This window comes from Nocardia sp. NPDC087230 (assembly GCF_044744725.1).
GTDB classification, from domain to species: Bacteria; Actinomycetota; Actinomycetes; order Mycobacteriales; family Mycobacteriaceae; genus Nocardia; species Nocardia canadensis.
Genome location: NZ_JBIUYV010000012.1, coordinates 13,796 through 34,753 on the forward strand (window position 1 = coordinate 13,796; position 20,958 = coordinate 34,753).

A 20,958-nucleotide genomic window follows, 5' to 3' on the forward strand; every position below is an offset into this window, starting at 1 on the left:
CCCTAACCTACCGCGCCCGCCGGAACGAGATGTAGCGGTGCCCGAAGAAGCTGAGCACCGCAACCAGACCCATCACGATCACCGAGGCGGGCGCGGCCGGGAACCCCAAGGCCGTCACGGCCACCTCGACCAGGATCACGTTGAGGACCAATCCGCCCGCGTTCACCCCGCAGAAGGCGACGAAGTCACGCAGCAGGTGCCCGCGCACCCGGAACACCAGCGTCCGGTGCAGCACGAAGGCGATGACCGTGCTCACCGCGTACGCGGCGACGACCGCCAGACCCGGCCTGCCGTCGCCGAGCACGCCCAGCCAGAACACGGCCAGCGCCATGCCGAGCAGGGTGTTGAACCCGCCGACGATCGCGAACGCCAGCTCCTGACGCTTGACGATCCGCAGCAGCGGGCCCGGCGTCTCGAGCACGCCGCCGGCCGACGCCGCCTCGGTGGTCATCGCACCGCCTCCGCGAGCTCGGCGTCCTCGGTCGGGATCGACTCGGCCGTGGGCGCGTCCGGTTCGTCCTCGGGCTTGCGTCCGCGCACGTAGAGCCACTGGAACAGCCCGAGGCCGAGCAACCCGAGCGCGATGGCGGCGCCGCCGATCTTCCAGCCCGGCGGACGCCAGGTCAGCTCGAGGTCGCCGTTACGAGTGCCTGCCGGGATGTCGACCGCGACGAAGCTCTTGGCGACGACCTTGAACGGCACGTCCTTGCCGTCGATACTCACCCGGTAGCCCGGCCAGCCCAGCCGGGCGAACACCACCCGGCCGCCGTTGTCGGAACTGACCCGGACCCGGCTGGTGGTGTCGGTCTCCGACACCGAGACCGCGGTACCGCCCTCGACCACGGAGACGCGGCCGTTGCGGGTGGAGATCAGACCGTTCTCGCGTTCGAGCACCGCGATGTACTTCTCGTGGCCCGGGTAGTCGACCCACTTCCAGCCCGTGGGAGCTTCCTGGGCGCGCGCGTCCGGGTAGAGCGCGCGCTGCAGGACGACACGGTCGACGTTCATCAGGTCGACGATGGTCTTGCCGGTCGACGGCTCGACCGCGAACGCGCGCCGGTACGCGTCGGGGCAGACGCTGGTGTCCCAGCGCATGCAGAGCATGTCGCCGAACCAGTAGTGCCCGTTGGGGGTGTAGCCGCTGACGTAGGTGAGCTCGAGATCCTTGGCGTAGTTGCCGAACACCAGCGAGCCGTAGGCGCCGTCGAGCGTGCGTTCCCCCGGCTGGATCAGCGCGCGATCACCCAACTGCAGGGTGGTGCCCGCGAAGTCGGGGAACGCCGCCATGGCCGCGGCGCGGTCGCTGGGCAGGTTCCAGCTCATCGGCGTCGGTTGCGCCCGGTCGACCTGGAAGTAGGCGATCGGGAAGACCGCGACGATCGCCAGTGCGACCGCCGCCGAGGTGCCCCTGTTCACCGCCAGCCACACCACGCCCGCGCCGAGCGCGGCCAGCACCAGCGCGGCGCCGATGTGGACCAGCCAGTTGTGCGGGTCGGCCGAGAACGAGCGCACCCACAGCAGCCCGATCAGCACCGCCGCGGCGATGCCGCGCGAACGCCAGTCCTTGAAGGTGGCGAACCGTCCGAGCAGCACGCAGACCAGCAGCAGCAGACCCAGCGCGACCATCGGCAGCACGCGCGCCGGCCAGCGCAGCGGGCCGATCGTGCCGGGGCCGGCGGTCCACATCAGCGCCGCGATCGCGAACAGCGCGATACCGCTGAGCTCGCGCCAGGCGGCCCGCGCCCGGCCCCAGTCGATGAACGCCAGCGCCGGGATCAGGAACCAGGCGATGTAGACCACCGGCAGCGGCTGCACATAGCCCCACCACGAGGTGAAGGCGGGCAGCGTCGAAGGCAGGCTCGCGTTCAGCGATTCCGACCACGGCACGGTGAGGAACTGGTCGTTGTTGATCTGGGCGGTACCGCGCCAGGTCACCTTCGCCGACAGCATGGACGGCAGATACGTCGCCAGCCCGGCGAGCGCGGCCAGTCCGGAGACCATCAGCAGCTTCAGCGGGGGCCGCCAGGCCTTCTGGTAGATCAGCTCGCCCACCGCGACAGCGCCGATCATCAGACCGGCCTCGACCGCGGGGAAGATGTACTGCACCGAGATCGCCAGGTACAGGTAGACGAACACCGGGATCGGCCCGCCCCGGCCCCGCGCGTAGCGCACGCCCGAGGCCCACGCGTGCACCATCCAGGCGGTGCCGGTGAACGCGGTCATCCAGCTGGCCTCGTCGAAGAACAGCAGCCACCCGGTGAACGGGATCGAGACGCCGGCCAGCGCGGCCCACTGCACCTTCGCGCCGTAGGCCAGGCAGATCCGGTAGACGCCGAGGCCGAGGATGATCGCGAAGATCAGCTTCACCACGGTCGCGTACAGCACGAGATTGTCCACCGAGGGCGCGATCAGATCGATCAGCAGCTGCGGCGGATTCAGCAGTCCCGCTTCCTCGATCGCGTAGTTTCCGGCCATCCAGTGCTCGGGCACCATCACCGGCAGATCGCCGTCGCGCAGCCGCCTGCCGAGCATCACCCACAGCGGCACGTACTGGGATTCGGTGTCGTCGGTGTAGAAGTGTCTGGCGTTGGCCAGCAGAACCGCGCCGAAGCCCGCGATCACTCCGAGGGAGGTGATCAAGCCCCACAGGTACACGGCACGACGGGGAGGGGTTCTACTTTCCACCACGAGGACCAGACCCTACAGGCAAGCGACCACATCGGCACCGTCGCACGGGGCTTGGACCGGGTGTCCCCGATCGCCCCTGGCCACACCACGAGGTGTCGCATTCCGGTGTTAAAGTGCGCACCACCGCAGGAGTCTCTGCTGTCCTCGGCGCCCGCCGCCAAAACACACGAAAGTCGACGATGCCGCTTCCTCCCGCACCCTCGTCCCGCCCCGGCGCCGTCCTGCGTGCCGGTGCGCCCGACCGCGACGGATCGCGCCCGGTGCATTCGGTGTCGGTGGTCGTGCCGGTGTATCGCGGCGAGGAGACGATCGCTGCCCTGGTCGCCGAGCTGGATCGGCTGACCGGTCCGTCGACGTCCGCCGCCGGCGCCCGGTTCGCGGTCGAGGAGATCATCCTCGTGCACGACAACGGCCCCGACCGGTCGGACGTGGTGCTGCAGGAGCTGGCCCGCACGTACCCGCAGGTGCGCCCGGTCTGGTTGAGCCGCAACTTCGGCCAGGACGCCGCCACGATCGCGGGGATGGCGGCCGCGCGCGGCGACTGGATCGTCACCATGGACGAGGACGGTCAGCACGACCCGGCGTTCATCGCCGATTTCCTCGACGCGGCGCTGGCCTCGCGCGCGGACCTGGTCTACTCCAAGCCGACCAACACCCGCCCGCACGGTTTCCTGCGCAACCTCACCTCGCGTGGGGCCAAGATCGTGCTCGCGACGGTGTTCGCGTTCCCGGATTCGACGCGCTTCGAGAGCTTCCGGCTGATCCGCGGTGACATCGGCCGTCAGCTGGCCGAGGTCGCCGCCAACGGTGTGTACCTGGACGTGGCGCTGACCTGGGTGGTCGGCAACGCCGTGCAGGTGCCGGTGGTCTTGCGTGCCGAAGGCCGCGAGGAGTCCGGCTACAACTACCGCCGCCTGTTCTCGCTGTTCTGGAAGATGGTGCTGTGCAGCGGCACCCGTGGTCTGCGCCTGGTCAGCATGCTCGGGGTGACCCTGGCGCTGGCCGGAGTGATCATGGCCGCCGTGGTCATCGTGCAGGCGCTGACCCAGGACAACCACGATCCCGAGGGTTGGGCGTCGATCATCGTCGTGCTGCTGTTGTGCTCGGGGGCGACCCTGTTCTCGCTGGGCCTGATCGCCGAGTATCTCGGTGTGGCGCTGCACATCCTGGTCGGCAAGCCGCTGTACCTGACCGTCGAGACCCCGACTCCGCGCCCGGATACGATGCATGCGCCGGCTGTGCCTCATCGAGTCGACGCCGTGGCGCCGGCAGCCGCGGCGGAGAAGGGTCACCACGAGTGAACGAGCGCATCATCTTCAGCAGGCCGTTCCGCGCCGCCGCCGAGCGCGCCAATCTGCTGGCCGTGCTCGACTCCGATCACAGTCACGGTGACGGCACGTTCACCAAGTCGGCGACGGCGAAGATCAAGGCCATCACCGGCGCCGGGCACGCGCTGCTCACCACCTCGTGCACGCACGCTCTCGAACTCGGCGCGCTGCTGCTGGAACTGGGCCCCGAGGACGAGGTGATCGTCCCGAGTTTCGCGTTCACCTCGGCGGCCACGGCGATGGCGCTGCGCGGGTCGACATGTGTGTTCGTCGACATCGACGATTCGACCGGCAACATCGATCCGGCGGCCGCGGCGGCCGCGATCACCGACCGCACCAAGGCGATCGTCGTCATGCACTACGGCGGGGTGGCCGCCGACATGGAGCCGCTGCTCGCGCTGGCCGCCCAGCACGGCTTGGCGATCATCGAGGACAACGCGCACGGTCTCGGCGGCACCTGGCGCGGCAGGCAGCTCGGCACCATCGGCACGCTGGGTACCCAGAGCTTCCACGACACCAAGAACGTGCACTGCGGCGAGGGCGGCGCGCTGCTGCTCTCGGACGAGATCCTGATGGGTCGCGCCGAGATCATGCGCGAGAAGGGCACCGACCGCGCCCGCTTCCTGCGTGGTCAGGTCGACAAGTACTCCTGGCAGGACATCGGCTCCAGCTACCTGCCCAGCGAGCTCAACGCGGCGGTCCTCGACGCCCAGCTGGCCGAGTTCGACACCATCCAGCGGCAGCGGCACCGGGTGTGGGACACCTACGCGGCGGCGCTGCCGGAGTGGGCGGCCCGCAACGATGTGCGCCCCATGACGGTGCCCGCCGACCGCGGCCACACCGCGCACCTGTTCTACCTGCGGATGCCGACCGAGGAGAGCCGCGACCGCATCATCGGCCACCTCGCCGAGCGCGGCATCGTCGCGCCGTTCCACTACATTCCGCTCGATTCCAGCCCGGCCGGGCTCAAGTACGGCCGCACGCCGGTGCCGTGCACCCGATCGGCGAACTTCTCGGCGACGATCGTGCGGCTACCGCTGTGGCCGCTGCTGTCGCAGGCGCAGCAGGCTCGCGTCATCGACGCGGTCACCGAGTTCCAGGTGTAGTCGCCCGGCACCAGCCGGGTCTCAGCGGCCGAAGCGCGCGTTCACCCAGGCCAGCGCGGCGCCGTAGCCCGCGGCGAGCAGGCCGCGATGATCGACGCCGGGGTAGGTGTGATAGTCCACCGCGTGACCGGCCGCCCGCTGCCGGGCGACCATGGCATCGGTCGCGAGCGGCAGCACCACGGTGTCGCCGGAACCCTGCTGCACCAGCAGCGGGGTGGTCAGCGGCAGCGAGCTGGGGTCGTTGGCGTCGAGTACCCCGGCGAGCGCGTCGACCCGCGGATCCTCGGTGAACACCGTGCCCGGGTCGAGTCCGCCCCAGGAATCGGCCGCCCGCAGTTGCCCGATGCAGCGGTCGTCGGCTTGTCCGAGCATCGACAAGGCCTGCGGCGCAAGGAAAGTCGGCGGATCGATCGCGGCGACGGTCTCGGCGCCACGGAGGAACAGCGGCAGGAACGCCACCGACCCGGCCGGGACCACGTCCGCCGCGGCACCGGCCCGGCCGATCAGCCCCAGCCCACGCACCACCGGCCCCAGGTGCGACGCGGGCGCCATCGCCACCGCACCGAGCAGCCGCATCCCCGGCGCCCACTCCTGGGACCGCGCGTTCGCGAACACCGCGGCCTGTCCGCCCTGCGAGTGCCCCATCGCCACCCACCCGCTGCCGATCTCGGGCGCGATCACCCGTGCCGCCGTGGCCATATCGGCGACGGCGCGCTGCTCGGCCTCCCCGATCAGATAGCCGTGCGGGCCCGGCGTGCCGAGCCCCTGGTAGTCGGTCTGGGCCACCGCGTAACCGGCGGCCACCCACCGCGCCTGGACCTCGCGGGCCAGGGCGGTGTAGTCGTGCGCGGGGAACGTCGCGCCGGTGTCACGGGACGGCGCGCACACGTCGGCGGTGCCGGTGGTGCCGTGCGCCCACGAAATCAGCGGCCAGCCGCCTGCGGGCGGTTCGCCCTGGGGCACCGCGAGGGTGCCCGAGACCGCGACGGGGTTGCCCCGCATGTCCACCGAGCGGTACAGCACCAGGTGGTTGCGCGCACCCGGCACCCCGGGATCGCCGGTGAGCGGACGCGACCGGATCACCGAGCCGTGCTCGCCCGGCACCAGATCCGCCGCGGGCGTGAAGAACTCGGGCCCGGCCTGCCCGTCCTGGGCGACCGCGACCGGCGCACCGACCGCGAACATGGCGGCGAGCACGGCCACCGGGGCCGCCAGTCGTGCCGAGAGCGTCCGTGAACCGATCACTACCGAACCTCCGAGTCCGCCCACGCCGGAACGCGGGGATGCCGATCAGTGCCGCGGGCAATCTACCCGAGTCGACCGATCGGCCCGGATACCCGAGTCAGTGGCCGCCGAACAGGGTGGCGGCCGCCGCGTCGGTGAGCACCTCGTAGGTGTCGGTCTCCCGGTGGTAGATCCAGGTGTTCGGCCCCGCCTTCGGCAGACCCGCGGCCTGCACCGCCGTGGCCGAGGGCCGGAAGCTGGTGCTGCGCGGGATCTCGTCGACGACGTAGACCAGATCGGGTCGCTGATCGGGGGCCAGCGCACGCATCGCCTCGGTGACGTCACCCGGTTCGATCCGGAAGCCCTTGCGCACGCTCAGCGCGGCCGCGGCCAGGACGCCCGACGGCGTCGGCAGCCCGTAGGCGACCTCCATGTCGACCGGGGTGATGTCGTTGAGCACGTCCACGATCGGCTGGGTGAACACCGGTCCGCGCGGGGTGCGGATCACCGTGTCGCGGCGGTCGACCAACCAGTAGTCACCGTCGCTGTCGCGCCGGAACAGGTTCTCCGTCGGCCACCAGGCGTCCCCGGCGCGGAACACCCCGCGCAACCCACCGTCGGACAGGTCACCGCCGTCGACCGACTTGCCGAGCAGCAGACCCGGCTCGTTGTCGGCGCAGCGCCGCGCGAAACCGTCGTCGCCGACGAGAATCTGCTCGGTGACCGGGTCGTAGGCGACCAGCTCGACATGCGCGGTGCCCGGCACCGGCCTGCCCTTGGAGCCGATCTTGGCGCCCGGCACATTGGCCAGCACCACGTCGCCGTCGATGGAGGCGTAGAACTCCAGCACCCGGGCCGGGGCGAACTGCTCCACGGTGCGCCGCCACAGCCCAGCGGGCATACCGGAGCCGATGAACAGCCGGATCGGGTGGTTGTGCCCGGCCGGGAAGACCTGCGCGTCGAGCAGGTCGCGCAGCATCGTCCAGGTGTAGGTGATGACGGTGACGCCGTAGCGATGCACTTCCTCGGCGAAACGGCCCGGCTCCAGGTCCATCGGCCTGGCCAGCGCGATCCGGCTACCGCCCGCGATCGCGCCGCCGAGGCTCACCAGCAGCCCCGACGAGTGATGCAGCGGCGCGAGGCAGTACACGGTGTCGCGGCGGTCGAGGTCGGCCGCGCTCGCGGTGCCGAACGCCGACAGCGCCCAGCGATGGTTGGTGATGTATTTCGCCTCCAGCCGGTCACCGGTGCCGATGACGAGGATGAACGCGAGCTCGCGCGCCAGGCCCGGGTTGGGGCGGTACCACGCGGGCACCCGCACCGTGGACGGGTCGACCTGCTCGAGATCGATCACCCGGTCGGTGGTCGGCAGCGCGAGCCGCCGGGCGTCACCACCGCCGAGCACCAGCACCCTGGCCCCGGTCGCGGCGGTGGTGCGCAGGTTCTCCGGGTCGGTGATCAGCGTCTGCACGCCGGTCAGCTCCATGGCCCGGTCCAGCTCGGCGCCGGGGGCCAGCAGGACCGCGACGGCGCCGAGGCGCGAGAGCGCGGCGACGGCGGCCAGCGCGCTCGGCCTGGTCTCCATGACGACGCCGACCCGGGTGGCGGGCCGGATACCGACCGAGATCAAACCGCGCACCACATTGTCGATGCGCACCTCGACCGCGGCATTGGTGTGCACCCGGTCGTCGAAGAGGAACAGGTCCTTCTGCGGCGCCCGCTTGGCGTGCTCGTGCAGCAGCTTGCCCAGCGAGATGCGGGTGTGCGGCTGGATCATGCCGAGCCGGGTCAGGCGTGGCAGCGCCCGCGCGGCCTCGCCCGCCATCTCGAGCGAACCACGAATGGTGTTGCCGGCGATGCCTTCCAGCGCCTTGCCGACGCCGGCGCCCGCCTCGGCCAGCGACGCCGCGGTGTGCACCACCCGGGTCGCGGCGGTGCGCGGGGCGTTGCTCGCGACGTGCTCGCGCATGGGCACGATCTGCTCGGGCAGCGAGCCGTTGCCGTCCATCCAGGCGATCCAGTCGCGCACCATCGGCCAGGTGTGATTGGTCGCCGTCGAACCGGCGACGAGACCGAAATGCCCTGCCACCAAACTGGCTTCGTAGACCTCGGCGTTGGGCGCGGCCCGCACGATGCCACGCACGGCACCCGGCTGGCCGATGTCGTCGACCTCGCCGACGAAGGCCAGGATCGGGCAGCGCAGCTCGGCCAGCGAGATCGGGTGATTGCGGATCACGAAGCCGCCCAGCATCATCCGGTTGTGCGCGACGAACTGCTTGAGCAGATCGGCGACCGCGGGACCCGAATACCCCACCCAGCCATCGCTGTTGAGGAAGCGGCGCTGACGTTCCTTGGGCAGCAACGCTTCCCGGTCGTGCAGTTGCAGCAGGAAGTCGATCCGCGACTTGGCGGTCTTGACCGGGTCGAGCATCTGGAAGCCGATGCGCACCATCGACTCGGTGATCGGCAGCCGGTGCATCACGTGGTCGGCCAGGAAGTCGGCGACCTCGGAGACCACGCCGTAGGGCAGCCCGAACGGCATGCCCGCGACGATGTCGACCGGGCTGCCGAAGGTGACGATGGAGGCCACGCCCTTGCCGTACCGGTAGGCGGCGGTCTGGTAGGCGAACATGCCGCCCTGCGAGTAGCCCATCAGGTGCAGCTGCGCGCCGGTGGCCTCGCACACGGTGTCGATGGCCGAGTCCACCGCGAGCACATGGTCGGCCAGGTCACGCTCCCAGCCACCCTCCTCGGTGGCCGGCGAGCCGAAATCGATGACCCAGCAGTCGATTCCGCTGGCGTGCAGAATGCCGACCGCGCCGCCGGCGGCGTTGACATCCCAGATGTCGGCGTTCACCATCAACGGCGGCACCAGCAGCGCCACCGGACGGCCGGGCGTCGTATCGTCGGGGAAGTAATGGCGCAACCGGTACATGCGTCGGCGCTCGACGACCTCGAAGGGCGAGGACTCGACGTCGTGTGCCAATCCGCCGAAGCGGATCACCTCCAGCCCGTTCTGCGCGGTAGCCAGCAACCGCTGCATAGAACCGACCACACCTTTTGGACTGATATCCACCGTTCCCACCTGGCCTACCTGCTGAAAGTGACACACCTCACACACCCCGATGTGCTCATATGAGCTAACCACACCGGACCTCCATTATGTGTCGGCTGTGACAGGCCGCATGTTGCGGCGATTCGGGTCACACCGTGGCGGTTCAGCGGCCCATCACGTTCACGTAGACGCTGTCGAACGGCTCGCTGCTCACACTGAGATCACCGCGGAACGGATAATCCAGCGCGGCGATCAGAAAGATCATCGCACCGAGGAAGAACGCGAACAGTCCACCGAGCACCAGATGGGCGTGTTTCCCCAGGCAGAACAGGCACAGCAGCACCAGGTTCACCGCGCCGCCGACCAGGATCGTCCACCAGAGCACGTCCGGAATGCCGCCTTTGGTGGCATTGATCCGGTGCCTGCGGTCGGAATCGAAGCGAGCGAACTGGTCGATGGTGGCGGCGTGCAGGATTTCCTCGGCACTGCTCGCCGGCCGGAACTCGAGCAGGTGACCCTGGAACCTGGTCACCAGCGCGGTGCCGCCCATCGGCTCCTCGCCCTCCCGCAGCGCGGGCCAGACGACGTCGAGCACGTCGCGGGTGTAGTCGGCGAGATCGTCGCGCAGCAACTCCCGATACGGCTCCGGGTAGGCACTCACCTCCCGATACAGGGTGCCGACCGCGGCGGCCTCGTCGGCGACGCGGCTCTGCGCCACGTCGTAGGACTCGTAGGTCGCCGCCGCGATGAGCCCGAGCAGCAACCCGTAGAACACCCCACCGACGGTGAGCACCATGGTGACGGTCTCGTTCCAGCCGGTCTCGGGCCCGAACGCGCGCCGCACCGCCTGTCTGCTGAGCAGAATCGCGGTCACGGTGAGCCCCACGGCCGTGCCGGTGATGAGCAGGAAGTCCAGCCAGATCGGTAGCTCGTATATCCAGGTGAACATGGTCCGACGATAACTACTCCGAATCCGATCCCGGCATCGATCCGCGATTCATCCCAGGACATCTGGTGCGCCGCAATCGCCTCCCCCGCAACGGATCTCCCGGTCACAGCCATGTTTTCGCGAATAACTCGCGAACCGCGCCACCGACCACCTACCATCGATCTCGTCCGGAACGCACTGACACGCTTCTCATTTCGTGTAACACCGTTTCACAAGCCCGGTTTCATCCGCGCAGGACCATTCGATTCGCATCGTTGCCCACCCCCAGCCTGTCGCGCACCGTCGCGCCGCACAGGCCGATCGGCCGTGCCGATTTCCGTCCCGAGGTGAGGATCTCCATGACCATCGAAATGCCGCTGCCCACAGACAATTCCGTCCGTAAGAGCCTCAGCACCACCGCGGCGCATCAGCTGGCGCACACCACCAAATCCGAGCCGCAGATGCAGGGCATCAGCTCCCGGTGGCTGTCCCGCGCCCTGCCGTGGGTGCAGGTCGCGGGCGGTATCTACCGCGTCAATCGCCGGCTCACCCATACCGTCGGCAACGGCGAGGTCGAGTTCATCGTCGACGGTGCGCGCGCCAGGGTGATCCCCCAGGAATTGCGCGAACTGCCCCCGCTGCGCGATGTCGACGACGATCAATTGCTGCGCCCGCTGGCCGACAATTTCGTCCAATACGATCTCGACCCCGGCGCCGTGGTGGCCGAATTCGGCAATCCGATGGATCAGGTGATTCTGGTAGTCCACGGAAAACTCGCCAGGATCGGCTCCGGCGAATACGGCGAGGCCACCAAACTCGGCATGCTGTCGGGCGGCGACTACTACGGCGAGGACATGCTCACCGACCCGTCGGCGATCTGGCCCGACACCGTGAAAACGGCGACCAGAACGACGATTCTGTGTCTGCCCAGACAATCGTTCGAACAATTCCTGGAAACGAATCCCGACCTCGCCCGCATTCGCACCGATGCCGCGCGGACGCCGCAGCGGACACAGAATTCCAAGGGCGAGGCCGATATCGAGATCTCCTCGGGCCATTCCGGGGAGCCCCTGCTCGAGGGCACCTTCGTCGACTACGACGCCAGTCCCCGGGAGTACGAGCTCAGCCTGGCGCAGAGCGTGCTGCGCATCCACACCCGCGTCGCGGATCTGTTCAACGACCCGATGAACCAGGTCGACCAGCAGCTGCGGCTGACTGTCGAAGCGCTCTACGAACGCCGCGAGCACGACTTGGTGAACAACCCGGAGTTCGGCTTGCTGAACAATTGCGATCTCAAGCAGCGCATCACGACCGAGTCCGGACCGCCGACCCCCGACGACATGGACGAGCTGCTGAGCATGCGCCGCGGCACCAAGTTCTTCCTCGCGCACCCGAAGGCGATCGCGGCCTTCGGTCGCGAATGTTCGCGCCGCGGACTGTATCCCGACCCGGTGGAGTTCCAGGGCCATCGCGTACCCGGCTGGCGCGGCGTGCCGATCCTGCCCTGCGGCAAGATCCCCGTCAGCGGCACCCAGACCACCTCCATCATGGCGATGCGCATCGGGGAGAAGGACCAGGGTGTGGTCGGGCTGCACCAGACCGGTATCCCCGACGAGTACGAGCCGAGCCTGAACGTCCGGTTCAAGCAGATCGACGACCAGTCGATCATGTCGTACCTGGTGAGCTGCTACTACTCGGCCGCTGTGCTGGTCCCCGACGCGCTCGGCGTTCTCGACGACGTCCTCGTCGCGCGCCGGGCCGACTGAGCGGCGCGCGCCGTGTCGATCCTCACCAGGGCGGCGGCGCCCCACGCGAGTACCGAGCTCGCGGGCACGGTGGCCGCCCTGCTCCACGACGCGACCGCACCCGCGGTCCTGTTCGCCCGGCTCGGCACCTCGGCCGCCGTTCTCCCGCAGCGTGTTCCACCGGCGGTGCGTCCATCGGCAGGTCCGCGCCGGCTACCCGGCCCGACCGGAATCGGCACCACCAGTCTCTGGCGCAGTGCCGCCGTCGAGACGACACCCACCGCACCACAGCAGATTCCGGCTCTCTACTGTCCACCACCCGAACGTGACGACCCCGCCCTGGCCGAGGCCGTCAATGTCGGCCTGCTCGCCTGGGCCGCCGAGATCGGCCTCTACGAAGGACGACTCGACGAACTCGGCAAGGCCGACTTCGGCCGGCTGATCATGCTCGCCCATCCCGATTGCGACGACCCCGATCTGCTCCTCGGGGCCGCCCGCTGCGCGGTCGCGGAATGGTCGGTCGACGACTACTACTGCGAGGAGGACGCCCCTGGCGACACCGCACCCGACGGCACCCCGTCCAGCGCCGCCGCCGAACTCGGCCCCCGGCTCGAGCTCGCCGCGGCCGCGATGGACCCGGCGCACCTGCCCGCGCGGTACGCGCCCCGGCTCGAACAGGCCATGCAGGCCGACCCGATCCTGCGCGCCTTCCGCACCTCCTTCGCGTGCCTGGCGGGGTACGCGAGCCCGGCGCAGCTGGCCAGGTTACGCACCGAGATCGCGGGCTGGTTCATCGCGCTCGGCGCCGAGGCCGGCTGGCGCGCCGCGGACCGGATGCCACCGGTCTGGGAGTACCTGACCAACCGGCAGCCGCACAGCTTCCTGCCGTGTATGGCGCCGATCGACGTCGTCGGGGGTTACGAGCTCGGTGCCCCCGAGTACACCGATCCGGCCGTCCGACGGGTCACCACCACCGCGGCGTTGGCCGCCCAGATGGTGAACGACCTGTATTCGATGGCGCGCGAGGACCTTTCGGGCGGCAGGGAGTTCAATCTGCCGACGGTCCTGGCCGCCGAGGAGGGCTGTAGCCGCGCCGAGGCGGTCCTGCGGACCGCACAGATCCACGACGAGCTCATGCACCGCTTCGAACGGGAAGCGGCCCCGCTCGCCGCCGCGGGCTCACCCCAGCTGCGCCGCTTTCTGGCCGGCCTGTGGGCCTGGATGGGTGGCAACCGCGCCTGGCACGCCGGCAGCCGCCGATACCACGACATCGCACCAGGAGAGGACGACCGATGACCATCGCGAACCCCCGCACCGACAGCACTGTCCTGCGCACCACCTACCAGCGCTCCGTCGCGGCGTATTGGAACAACAATCCCAACGACGACCGGGTCAACACCAAACTGGGCGAGGTCGACGGTCTCTACCACCACCACTACGGCATCGGCGCCCCCGACTGGTCGGTCATCGAGGGACCGGAGTCGACCAGGCAGGACCGCATCGTGCGGGAACTGCACCGGCTCGAGACCGCCCAGGCCGACTACCTGCTCGACCATCTCGGTCCGATCCAGACCGCGGACCGCCTCGTCGACGGCGGCTCGGGCCGCGGCGGCACCAGTTTCATGGCGGCGGATCGCTTCGGCTGCCAGGTCGACGGGGTCTCCATCTCCGAGTACCAGGTGGGCTTCGCCAACGACCAGGCGGCGTCCCGCGGCGTCGGCGACCGGGTCCGGTTCCACTTCCGCAACATGCTCGACACCGGCTTCGCCGACGAATCGGTGCGCGGCATCTGGACCAACGAGACCACCATGTACGTCGACCTGTTCGATCTGTACGACGAGTTCAGCCGGCTGCTGGAACCCGGCGGCCGGTACGTGTGCATCACCGGCTGCTCCAACGACGTGACCGGGGGCCGCTCGGCCTCGGTGAGCTGGATCGACGCGCACTACGGCTGCATGATCCATCCGCGCAGCGAGTATTTCCGCGCCCTGTCCGACAACGGTCTGGTCCCCACCACCGTGGTCGACCTCACGCCCGACACCATCCCCTACTGGGAGCTGCGCACTCATTCCGAGCTCGCCACCGGCGTCGAGCAGCCCTTCCTCACCGCCTACCGCGAGGGGAGCTTCCAGTACCTGATGATCGTCGCCGATAAGGTGGCCAGGTGACCGAACAGCTCGCCGAACCGTCGACCGACCGCGAAGCCCTGCCCGTGGAGCTGGTCGACGACGCGGGTGTGGCGATCGGAGCGTGCTCGGTGGCCGATGCTCATCGGCCACCGGGCACGCTCCACCGCGCCTTCTCGGTGCTGCTGTTCGATCGCCACGGCAACGTGCTGATCCAGCAGCGCGCCGCGGTCAAGACCCGCTTCCCGCTGCAGTGGGCCAACACCTGCTGCGGGCACCCCGCGCCCGGTCAGCCGGTGCTCGAAGCCGCCGCCATCCGGTTGCGCGAGGAATTCGGCATGGCCGCCGAACTCACCGAGGTCGGCGCCTTCCGCTATCGCGCCGGCGACGAGACCACCGGCCGGGTCGAGCACGAGTACGACCACGTCCTGATCGGCGTGGCCGGTGAGGTGCCGCCGCAGCCCGACCCGGCCGAGGTCGCCACCTGGGCGTGGATCGCCCCGGGCAGCCTGCGGGCCGACCTCGCCGAACATCCGGGCCGGTACACGCCGTGGCTGGCCGAGGTGCTCGAGATCGCCGACCGGGCGCACGCCGCCGGCCAGGCCTAACCCCTCCTTGCCGCTTGTCCGGCCAGGACGCTGTCCGCCTACTCCGGGGAGGGATCCAAAGTTAGATGCGCATATCTATATCTGCCGATGTTTTATGTTCTTGGTGAAATCACAGGCTCGCCACAGTCGCCGACCAGGCCGGACGGGGACTCTGAACAGGGAACGGTTCCACCGACGGCGAGTGAGGTAGCGATGGTCGAGGTCGAGATCAACGACGACACGGTGACGGTCCATGTACTCGGCGGGCATCGCCTGCTCGCCCTGCGCCAGCAGGTCGTGATCGACCGCGCCGCCATCACCGGCATCCGCCCCGCCGAGGTCGACCTGCGCCCGCCGTGGGTCCGCGCCCCCGGCACCTTCATCCCCGGGGTGATCGCGGCCGGCGTCTATCGCGGCAAGGGCCGAAAAGAGTTCTGGGACACCACTTTCGGCGGCAGCGCCGTCCGCATCGACCTGGACGGACCCGACTTCACCCGCCTGGTCGTCGACGTCGACGATCTCGATGCCGTGCTGGCGGAGCTCACCCCCGAAGCCATCGGGGTCTGACCCGGCGCTCAGGAGCCGAACGACTCCAGCAGCCCGGTGTAGGTCTTCGGCGGCGGCGTGGCGAACTCTCCCCTGCCCGACTTGCGCAGGCCGAGCGTCACCAGTGACTGCACGGTCAGGGTCGCCGCCGCCACGCCGTCGATCACCGGGACGCCGATCTCGGCGCTGATGTGCGCGCACAGGTCGGCCATCCCCGCGCAACCGAGCACGACCGCGTCGGATCCGTCGGCGGACACGGCGGTCCGGCACGCCTCGGTCACGATCTTGCGGGCGTCCGGGTCGGTGTCGAGCGCGAGCACGGGGAGCTCGCAGGCGTGGATGCCGAGGCAGAACCGCTGCATGCCATAGCGTTCGGCCAGATCCGCGGCCCGGCCGAGGGTGCGGCCGAGGGTCGTCACCACACTGAACCCGCGGCCGAGGTGGCTCGCGGTGTGCATCGCCGCCTCCGCGATCCCGATCACGGGGCCCGCCGCCAGTTCCCTGGCCGCGTCCAGCCCCGGATCACCGAAGCAGGCGATGACGTAGCCGTCCACGCCGTCGGCTTCGCCGCGCCGGATCGCCGCGAGGAGCCCGGGCACGCTCATCGCCTCGTCGTAGTGACTCTCGATGGAGGCCGGACCGGTCTCGGAGGTGACCGCGTCGAGCAGCGTGCCCGGGCCCACGACGGCCAGGGCGCACTGCTCGATCGTCTCGGTCATCGCTCGCGTGGTGTTCGGGTTGACGACCCGGATCCGCATCAGGCACCGACCTCCTGGGCGGCCGCCGCGCGCTTGCCCGCGGTCAGCGCGTAGTAGGTGAGGAAGCCGAGACCGCAGCCGATGAACCAGCTGTACTGGGCGGCGGTGTGCATGCCGGGCAGGCTGTTGGCCAGCACCGGGAACACCGCGACGAGGGCGCCGACGGCGGTCGCGACGACCGCGGCCGGGTGATAGCCCTTGTGATACCAGTAGGTCCCCTGCTCGGACATGGTGAACAGATCGTCGACGATCACCTTCTGCTTGCGCACCAGGTAGTAGTCGCAGATCAGCACGCCGAACAGCGGGCCGATGAAAGCGCCGAGCACTTCGAGCGTGTAATGGATGACATCGGGATTGTTGTACAGATTCCACGGCGTGATGAGCACCGAACCGACCGCGGCGATCATGCCGCCCGCGCGCCAGCTGATCCGCTGCGGGCTCACATTCGAGAAATCGAACGCGGGCGAGATGAAGTTCGCGACGATATTGATGCCGATGGTGGCGATGGTGAAGGTGAGCGCACCGAGCACGATCGCGAAGGTGGAGTCGATCTTGGCGACGGTGGCGACGGGATCGGTGATCAATTCACCGTAGACCGGCACCGTCAGCGACGCGGTGATCACGACCAGCAACGAGAACACCAGGAAATTCACCGGCAGGCCGAGCAGATTGCCGGTCTTCACGGCCTGGAAACTCTTGCCGTAGCGGGAGAAGTCACCGAAATTCAGCATCGGCCCGGAGAAGTAGGACACTACCAGCGCGATCGCGCCGAGCATCACCGGCACCGATGCCCAGCCCGTGTAGGTCACCTCGCCCAGGTTCAGGTCGATCGCGCCCCAGCCGGCTTTCGCGATGAGATATCCGCACAGCACGAACATCACGACATACACAGCAGGACCACAGAAGTCGATGAACTTGCGGATCGCATCCATGCCGCGCCAGAACACGCACGCCTGCACCACCCAGAGCAGCAGGTAGCTACCCCAGCCGAGCAGCGACAAGCCCAGGAACCCGTAGTCGGCGGTGACGGCGTACGGCGCCAATCCCGGAAACAGTTTCACCAGTACGACATCCAGCGCCGCCGAAGCGAGGAAGGTCTGGATCCCGTACCAGGCGACCGCGATCAACCCGCGGATGATCGCCGGGATATTCGCGCCGAGCACCCCGAAAGCGCTGCGGCAGATCACCGGATAGGGCACGCCGGTCACCTGACTCGGCTTGGCCACCAGATTGCAGAAGAAATAGACGATGGTGATACCGATGAGCAAGGCCGCCAGCACCTGCCAGCTGGCCAGGCCGAGTGCGAAAAGGCTACCGGCCGTGACATATCCGCCGACGCTGTGCACATCCGACATCCAGAACGCGAAGATGTTGTAGGTGCCCCAGCTCTGCGTGCGCAGCGGCGCCAGATCCTCGTTGGTCAGCCGGGGATCGTAGGCGGGTGGATCACCGGCGGGTACGCCCGCCGAGGAGGTGATGGTATCGGTCATGGTCGTTCCCATCCGAAGGGTGAATCTGCTTCGCTGACGGTAAGTATCAGCAGTTGCCCTTCGGTTTCCCGACAATTTCCCGGCTATTGCACGGAAGATATATCTTCGGGCGCGAGCAATCCGGTATCGGTGGGCAGAGTCGCGATCACCGATTCCAGGCGCCGATGGTGTTCGTCGGCGACCGCGAGCAGCCGCTCGACATCGCGGGCCAGGAACGCATCGAGCATCGCGATGTGGTCGGAGTGCAATCGCTCCCGGTCACACCGATCGATGTGGACCATGGATTGCACGGGTTCGGTGACGTTCCAGGCGGCTTCGAGCATGTGCAGCAGCCGGAACATCCGCGACGGGCGGGTCAGCGCGACATGAAAGCTGCGCGACTGGCGCTGATAGGTCTCCGGGTCGTCGTCGAGGATCGCGCGCTCGAGGAGTTCGTTCACCGCGAGCAGATGCGCGCGTTCGGCCTCGCCGGCGTTGGTCGCCGCGGCCGCGAGCGAGGCGGTTTCCAAGGTGTCGCGCACGATGTACATCTCACGCAATTCCCGGGGCGTGAGCTGGGCCACTTGGTAGCCGCGCTGCGGGCGATGGGTGACCAGCCCCTCCCCGATCAGCGTCTTGAGCGCCTCGCGCACGGGGATGTGGCTCACGCCGAACAGCACGGCCACCTCACGCAGCGGAATCACGGTGGTCGGTGGCACGGCGCCGTCGAGGATCACCCGGCGCAGTTCGCCGAGGATCACCTGGGGGCGGCCGGGCTCGTCCACCACGAGCCTCGCGAGCAGCGCCGATCGTCTTCTCGGGGGCATACCCACATGCTATGGACGATGTATTGCGAGCGCTGTCCGCTATGTGACGGTCAGGAAACGATCACCGTACCGACCGGTCCTGTGTGCGGGGTGGCATGCTCGAACGATGGGAGTTTCGACAACGCAGTCGGTGGATCGCCGTTTCGTCAGCCTGGTCGCGATGTTCGACCGCCTCTTCCGCAAACCGTCGCACGGCGGCGGCGCGCTGTGCGTATACCTGCACGGCGAGCCGGTCGTCGACGTCTGGGCGGGGTACGCGAGTCCCGGGGTGCCGTGGGCGTCGGACACGGTCGCACTGGCCTTCTCCACCGGAAAAGGCGTCGCCTCCACCGTGATCCACCAGCTCGCCGAGCGCGGCCACCTCGACTACGACACCGCGGTGGCCGAGTACTGGCCCGAGTTCGCGGCGGCGGGCAAGGAACACATCACGGTGCGCGACGTGCTCACCCACCGCGCCGGCCTGCATCGGCTGCGCGGCCTGCTGCCCGGGCCCGTGGAACGCTTCCTCGACGACGAGGCCGTCACCGCCGCGCTGGCCGCGGCCACTCCCGATCCCCGGCACCGGGTCACCAGCGGCTATCACGGGATCAGCTACGGACATCTGGCCGCCGAACTGGTGCGCCGGGTGACCGGACGCGAATTCGTCGACGTGGTCCGGACCGAACTCGCCGAACCCCTCGGCGCCGAGGAGCTCTGGTTCCGGGTACCGACGGAGCAGCGTCACCGCATCGCCACCACCTTTCCGCGCTTGCGGGCCGCGGGCATGGACTGGGACCGGGGTTCGGATCTGCTCACCCGCACCAGATACGCGGCGGCCGCGGAGACCACCCCGCGCGGGTTCGCCGACCTCATCGTCGATCCGCGCGTGCACGACTCGGTCATGCCCGGGGTCAACGGTGTGTTCTCGGCGCGCGCGCTGGCCCGGGTCTACGCGGCGCTGGCGCACGACGGCGAACTCGACGGCACCCGCATCCTGGAACCGGGGTCGATCCGCCGCTTCGCCACCCGCCAGGTCTTCACTCCCGATTACGTGCTGGCCTTCCGCATTCCGTGGGCCCTCGGATTCCACGGAGTCCCGATGAAACCGTCCAAGGCCGAACCGATCTCGGCCTTCGGCCACTTCGGCCTCGGCGGCTCCGGCGCCTTCGCCGACCCCGAGACCGGGATGTCGCTGGCCTTCGTCACCAACCGGCTCGGCGGCAAACTCACGCCCCTCGGCGACGCCCGGCTCACCCGCCTCGGCACCATGGCCCACAACATCGCCAAGGCCGCCTAGCCGTCATCGCCATCGCCACCGGCGCGTGGTGATCACCGGTCCCCACGCCCGGCTGGCACGATGTGGCCATGGAGACCGTCGGACTCGAGCGGATCGAGGCGGCCGCGCGGCTGTTGGCGCCGGTGATCCGGCGCACGCCGACCGTGGGGTCGCGGGTGCTGTCGGAACGGGTCGGTGCGCAGGTGCTGCTCAAATGCGAGAACCTGCAGCGCACCGGCTCGTTCAAGCCGCGTGGCGCCTACAACCGGATCGCGAATCTCCCGGCGGCCGAGCGGGCGCGCGGGGTGGTGGCGGCCAGCGCGGGCAATCACGCGCAGGGTGTCGCGTGGTCGGCCGCCGAGCTCGGCATCACCTCGACGGTGTTCATGCCGATCGGCGCGTCACTGCCCAAACTGGTGGCGACCCGCGCCTACGGCGCCGAGGTGCATCAGGTGGGCGACACCATCGACGAATCCCTGCTCGCCGCACAGGAATTCGCCGAGCGGACGGGTGCGACGCTGATCCACCCGTTCGATCATCCCGATATCGTGGCCGGTCAGGCGACGGTGGCGCTGGAGATCCTCGAGCAGGTGCCCGACGTCGGCACCGTCGTCGTACCGACCGGCGGTGGCGGCCTGCTCGCCGGTGTGGTGGTGGCGCTGCACGCGCTCGCGCCGCGGGTCACGGTGATCGGGGTGCAGGCGGCAGAGGCCGCGGCCTGGCCCGATTCCCTGGCGGCGGGCAAGCCGGTCCGGGTGCCGCGCATGGCGACGATGGCCGACGGCATCGCGGTCGGCTTGCCCGGCGCGGTGCCGTTCGCGCACGTCGCGGAGCTGGTTGGCGAAATCGTGACCGTCGACGAGGACGCGCTGTCGAAGGCGCTGCTGCTGTGCCTGGAACGGGCCAAGCTCATCGTCGAACCGGCGGGCGCGGCGGGTGTGGCCGCGCTGCTGTCCCCGCTGCGCGACCGCGCGCTGCCCGGCCCGGTGGTGACCATCCTGTCCGGCGGCAATATCGATCCGCTGCTGCTCACCCGGGTGATCGGGCACGGCCTCAGCGCGGCGGGCCGCTACCTGGCGATGCGAGTGACCATCGCCGATCGGCCGGGCGCGCTGTCGGCATTGCTCGGGGTGGTCGGGCGCGCCGGGGCGAGCGTGGTCGACATCGTCCACTCACGCACCGGGATGTGGCTCGAGGTCGACGAGGTGGAGGTCTCGCTCACCGTCGAGACGCGCGGCCCCGCCCACCGCGACGACGTCCTGGAGGCGTTGCGCGACGCGGGATTCCGGGTCCGCGCGGAGCTGTAGCGCACCGAC

Annotated in this window: 17 protein-coding genes; 9 read left to right on the forward strand and 8 right to left on the reverse strand. The window is 69.3% G+C overall.

The genetic code is table 11. The features are described 5' to 3' along the window. Positions 1 to 7: 7 nt before the first annotated feature. Together ACIO52_RS28480 and ACIO52_RS28485 are read right to left on the reverse strand one after the other, a co-directional pair. Positions 8 to 451: a GtrA family protein gene (locus ACIO52_RS28480; protein ID WP_402648161.1), complete on the reverse strand. Its 444-nt coding sequence runs from the start codon at positions 449 to 451 to the stop codon at positions 8 to 10. Next, a complete protein-coding gene (locus ACIO52_RS28485; RefSeq protein ID WP_402648321.1) occupies positions 448 to 2,655 on the reverse strand; it encodes a hypothetical protein in 2,208 nt (735 codons plus the stop codon). The genes ACIO52_RS28480 and ACIO52_RS28485 overlap by 4 nt, the downstream gene beginning before the upstream one ends. 293 nt (positions 2,656 to 2,948) lie before the next feature. On the opposite strand from ACIO52_RS28485, the gene ACIO52_RS28490 reads away from it, so the two are divergent. Continuing rightward, on the forward strand, positions 2,949 to 3,989 hold the full coding sequence (locus tag ACIO52_RS28490) for a glycosyltransferase (RefSeq protein WP_218718196.1): 1,041 nt from the start codon (positions 2,949 to 2,951) through the stop codon (positions 3,987 to 3,989). After that, positions 3,986 to 5,122 (forward strand): dTDP-4-amino-4,6-dideoxygalactose transaminase, encoded by a 1,137-nt coding sequence (gene rffA, locus ACIO52_RS28495; RefSeq protein WP_218718145.1) that lies wholly within the window; start codon positions 3,986 to 3,988, stop codon positions 5,120 to 5,122. The genes ACIO52_RS28490 and rffA overlap by 4 nt, the downstream gene beginning before the upstream one ends. 21 nt (positions 5,123 to 5,143) lie before the next feature. Here the strand turns inward: rffA and ACIO52_RS28500 are convergent, their stop codons facing one another. The 3 genes from ACIO52_RS28500 to ACIO52_RS28510 form a co-directional block, all read right to left on the reverse strand. Beyond that, on the reverse strand, positions 5,144 to 6,367 hold the full coding sequence (locus ACIO52_RS28500; protein WP_402648164.1) for an alpha/beta hydrolase family protein: 1,224 nt from the start codon (positions 6,365 to 6,367) through the stop codon (positions 5,144 to 5,146). A 97-nt stretch (positions 6,368 to 6,464) separates the two neighbouring features. Continuing rightward, positions 6,465 to 9,422 carry an AMP-binding protein gene (locus tag ACIO52_RS28505; protein WP_402648167.1) on the reverse strand — a complete coding sequence of 986 codons (2,958 nt, stop codon included), beginning with the start codon at positions 9,420 to 9,422 and terminating at the stop codon, positions 6,465 to 6,467. Positions 9,423 to 9,564: 142 nt separating this feature from the next. Beyond that, positions 9,565 to 10,350 (reverse strand): DUF4239 domain-containing protein, encoded by a 786-nt coding sequence (locus tag ACIO52_RS28510; RefSeq protein ID WP_218718148.1) that lies wholly within the window; start codon positions 10,348 to 10,350, stop codon positions 9,565 to 9,567. Between the two features lie 338 nt (positions 10,351 to 10,688). Between ACIO52_RS28510 and ACIO52_RS28515 the strand changes: the two genes are divergently transcribed. The 5 genes from ACIO52_RS28515 (at position 10,689) to ACIO52_RS28535 (ending at position 15,354) form a co-directional block, all read left to right on the forward strand. After that, a complete protein-coding gene (locus ACIO52_RS28515) occupies positions 10,689 to 12,095 on the forward strand; it encodes a family 2B encapsulin nanocompartment shell protein (protein ID WP_402648171.1) in 1,407 nt (468 codons plus the stop codon). A gap of 12 nt (positions 12,096 to 12,107) precedes the next feature. Continuing rightward, positions 12,108 to 13,370, forward strand: coding sequence for a family 2 encapsulin nanocompartment cargo protein terpene cyclase (locus ACIO52_RS28520; protein WP_402648174.1), 1,263 nt, complete (start codon positions 12,108 to 12,110; stop codon positions 13,368 to 13,370). Continuing rightward, positions 13,367 to 14,242, forward strand: coding sequence for a geranyl diphosphate 2-C-methyltransferase (locus ACIO52_RS28525; protein ID WP_218718151.1), 876 nt, complete (start codon positions 13,367 to 13,369; stop codon positions 14,240 to 14,242). Before ACIO52_RS28520 ends, ACIO52_RS28525 begins: the two co-directional genes overlap by 4 nt. Beyond that, positions 14,239 to 14,808 (forward strand): isopentenyl-diphosphate Delta-isomerase, encoded by a 570-nt coding sequence (gene idi / locus ACIO52_RS28530; protein ID WP_316574117.1) that lies wholly within the window; start codon positions 14,239 to 14,241, stop codon positions 14,806 to 14,808. The genes ACIO52_RS28525 and idi overlap by 4 nt, the downstream gene beginning before the upstream one ends. A gap of 192 nt (positions 14,809 to 15,000) precedes the next feature. Next, positions 15,001 to 15,354 carry a hypothetical protein gene (locus ACIO52_RS28535; RefSeq protein WP_218718153.1) on the forward strand — a complete coding sequence of 118 codons (354 nt, stop codon included), beginning with the start codon at positions 15,001 to 15,003 and terminating at the stop codon, positions 15,352 to 15,354. A gap of 8 nt (positions 15,355 to 15,362) precedes the next feature. On the opposite strand, the gene ACIO52_RS28540 is transcribed toward ACIO52_RS28535, so the two are convergent. From ACIO52_RS28540 to ACIO52_RS28550, 3 genes are all read right to left on the reverse strand, one after another. After that, positions 15,363 to 16,091, reverse strand: a complete 729-nt coding sequence (locus ACIO52_RS28540; RefSeq protein WP_218718154.1) for an aspartate/glutamate racemase family protein — start codon at positions 16,089 to 16,091, stop codon at positions 15,363 to 15,365. After that, positions 16,091 to 17,581 carry an NCS1 family nucleobase:cation symporter-1 gene (locus tag ACIO52_RS28545; RefSeq protein WP_218718155.1) on the reverse strand — a complete coding sequence of 497 codons (1,491 nt, stop codon included), beginning with the start codon at positions 17,579 to 17,581 and terminating at the stop codon, positions 16,091 to 16,093. The genes ACIO52_RS28540 and ACIO52_RS28545 overlap by 1 nt, the downstream gene beginning before the upstream one ends. A gap of 83 nt (positions 17,582 to 17,664) precedes the next feature. Beyond that, on the reverse strand, positions 17,665 to 18,387 hold the full coding sequence (locus ACIO52_RS28550) for a GntR family transcriptional regulator (RefSeq protein ID WP_218718156.1): 723 nt from the start codon (positions 18,385 to 18,387) through the stop codon (positions 17,665 to 17,667). Between the two features lie 106 nt (positions 18,388 to 18,493). Between ACIO52_RS28550 and ACIO52_RS28555 the strand changes: the two genes are divergently transcribed. Continuing rightward, complete coding sequence (locus ACIO52_RS28555; protein ID WP_402648180.1) at positions 18,494 to 19,663, forward strand: serine hydrolase domain-containing protein; 1,170 nt, start codon at positions 18,494 to 18,496, stop codon at positions 19,661 to 19,663. A 68-nt stretch (positions 19,664 to 19,731) separates the two neighbouring features. After that, the gene (ilvA, locus tag ACIO52_RS28560) at positions 19,732 to 20,949 is read left to right on the forward strand and encodes a threonine ammonia-lyase (protein ID WP_218718158.1); all 1,218 of its coding nucleotides are present in this window, start codon (positions 19,732 to 19,734) and stop codon (positions 20,947 to 20,949) included. The last annotated feature ends 9 nt before the right edge of the window (positions 20,950 to 20,958 follow it).

Coding starts and splice junctions, on each gene's coding strand:
- ACIO52_RS28525 (WP_218718151.1), top strand. CDS start 13,367: ATGACCATCGCGAACCCCCGCACCGACAGCACTGTCCTGCGCACCACC.
- ACIO52_RS28535 (WP_218718153.1), top strand. CDS start 15,001: ATGGTCGAGGTCGAGATCAACGACGACACGGTGACGGTCCATGTACTC.
- ACIO52_RS28555 (WP_402648180.1), top strand. CDS start 18,494: ATGGGAGTTTCGACAACGCAGTCGGTGGATCGCCGTTTCGTCAGCCTG.
- ACIO52_RS28545 (WP_218718155.1), bottom strand. CDS start 17,581: ATGACCGATACCATCACCTCCTCGGCGGGCGTACCCGCCGGTGATCCA.
- ACIO52_RS28540 (WP_218718154.1), bottom strand. CDS start 16,091: ATGCGGATCCGGGTCGTCAACCCGAACACCACGCGAGCGATGACCGAG.
- ACIO52_RS28510 (WP_218718148.1), bottom strand. CDS start 10,350: ATGTTCACCTGGATATACGAGCTACCGATCTGGCTGGACTTCCTGCTC.
- ACIO52_RS28480 (WP_402648161.1), bottom strand. CDS start 451: ATGACCACCGAGGCGGCGTCGGCCGGCGGCGTGCTCGAGACGCCGGGC.
- ACIO52_RS28515 (WP_402648171.1), top strand. CDS start 10,689: ATGACCATCGAAATGCCGCTGCCCACAGACAATTCCGTCCGTAAGAGC.
- ilvA (WP_218718158.1), top strand. CDS start 19,732: ATGGAGACCGTCGGACTCGAGCGGATCGAGGCGGCCGCGCGGCTGTTG.
- ACIO52_RS28550 (WP_218718156.1), bottom strand. CDS start 18,387: ATGCCCCCGAGAAGACGATCGGCGCTGCTCGCGAGGCTCGTGGTGGAC.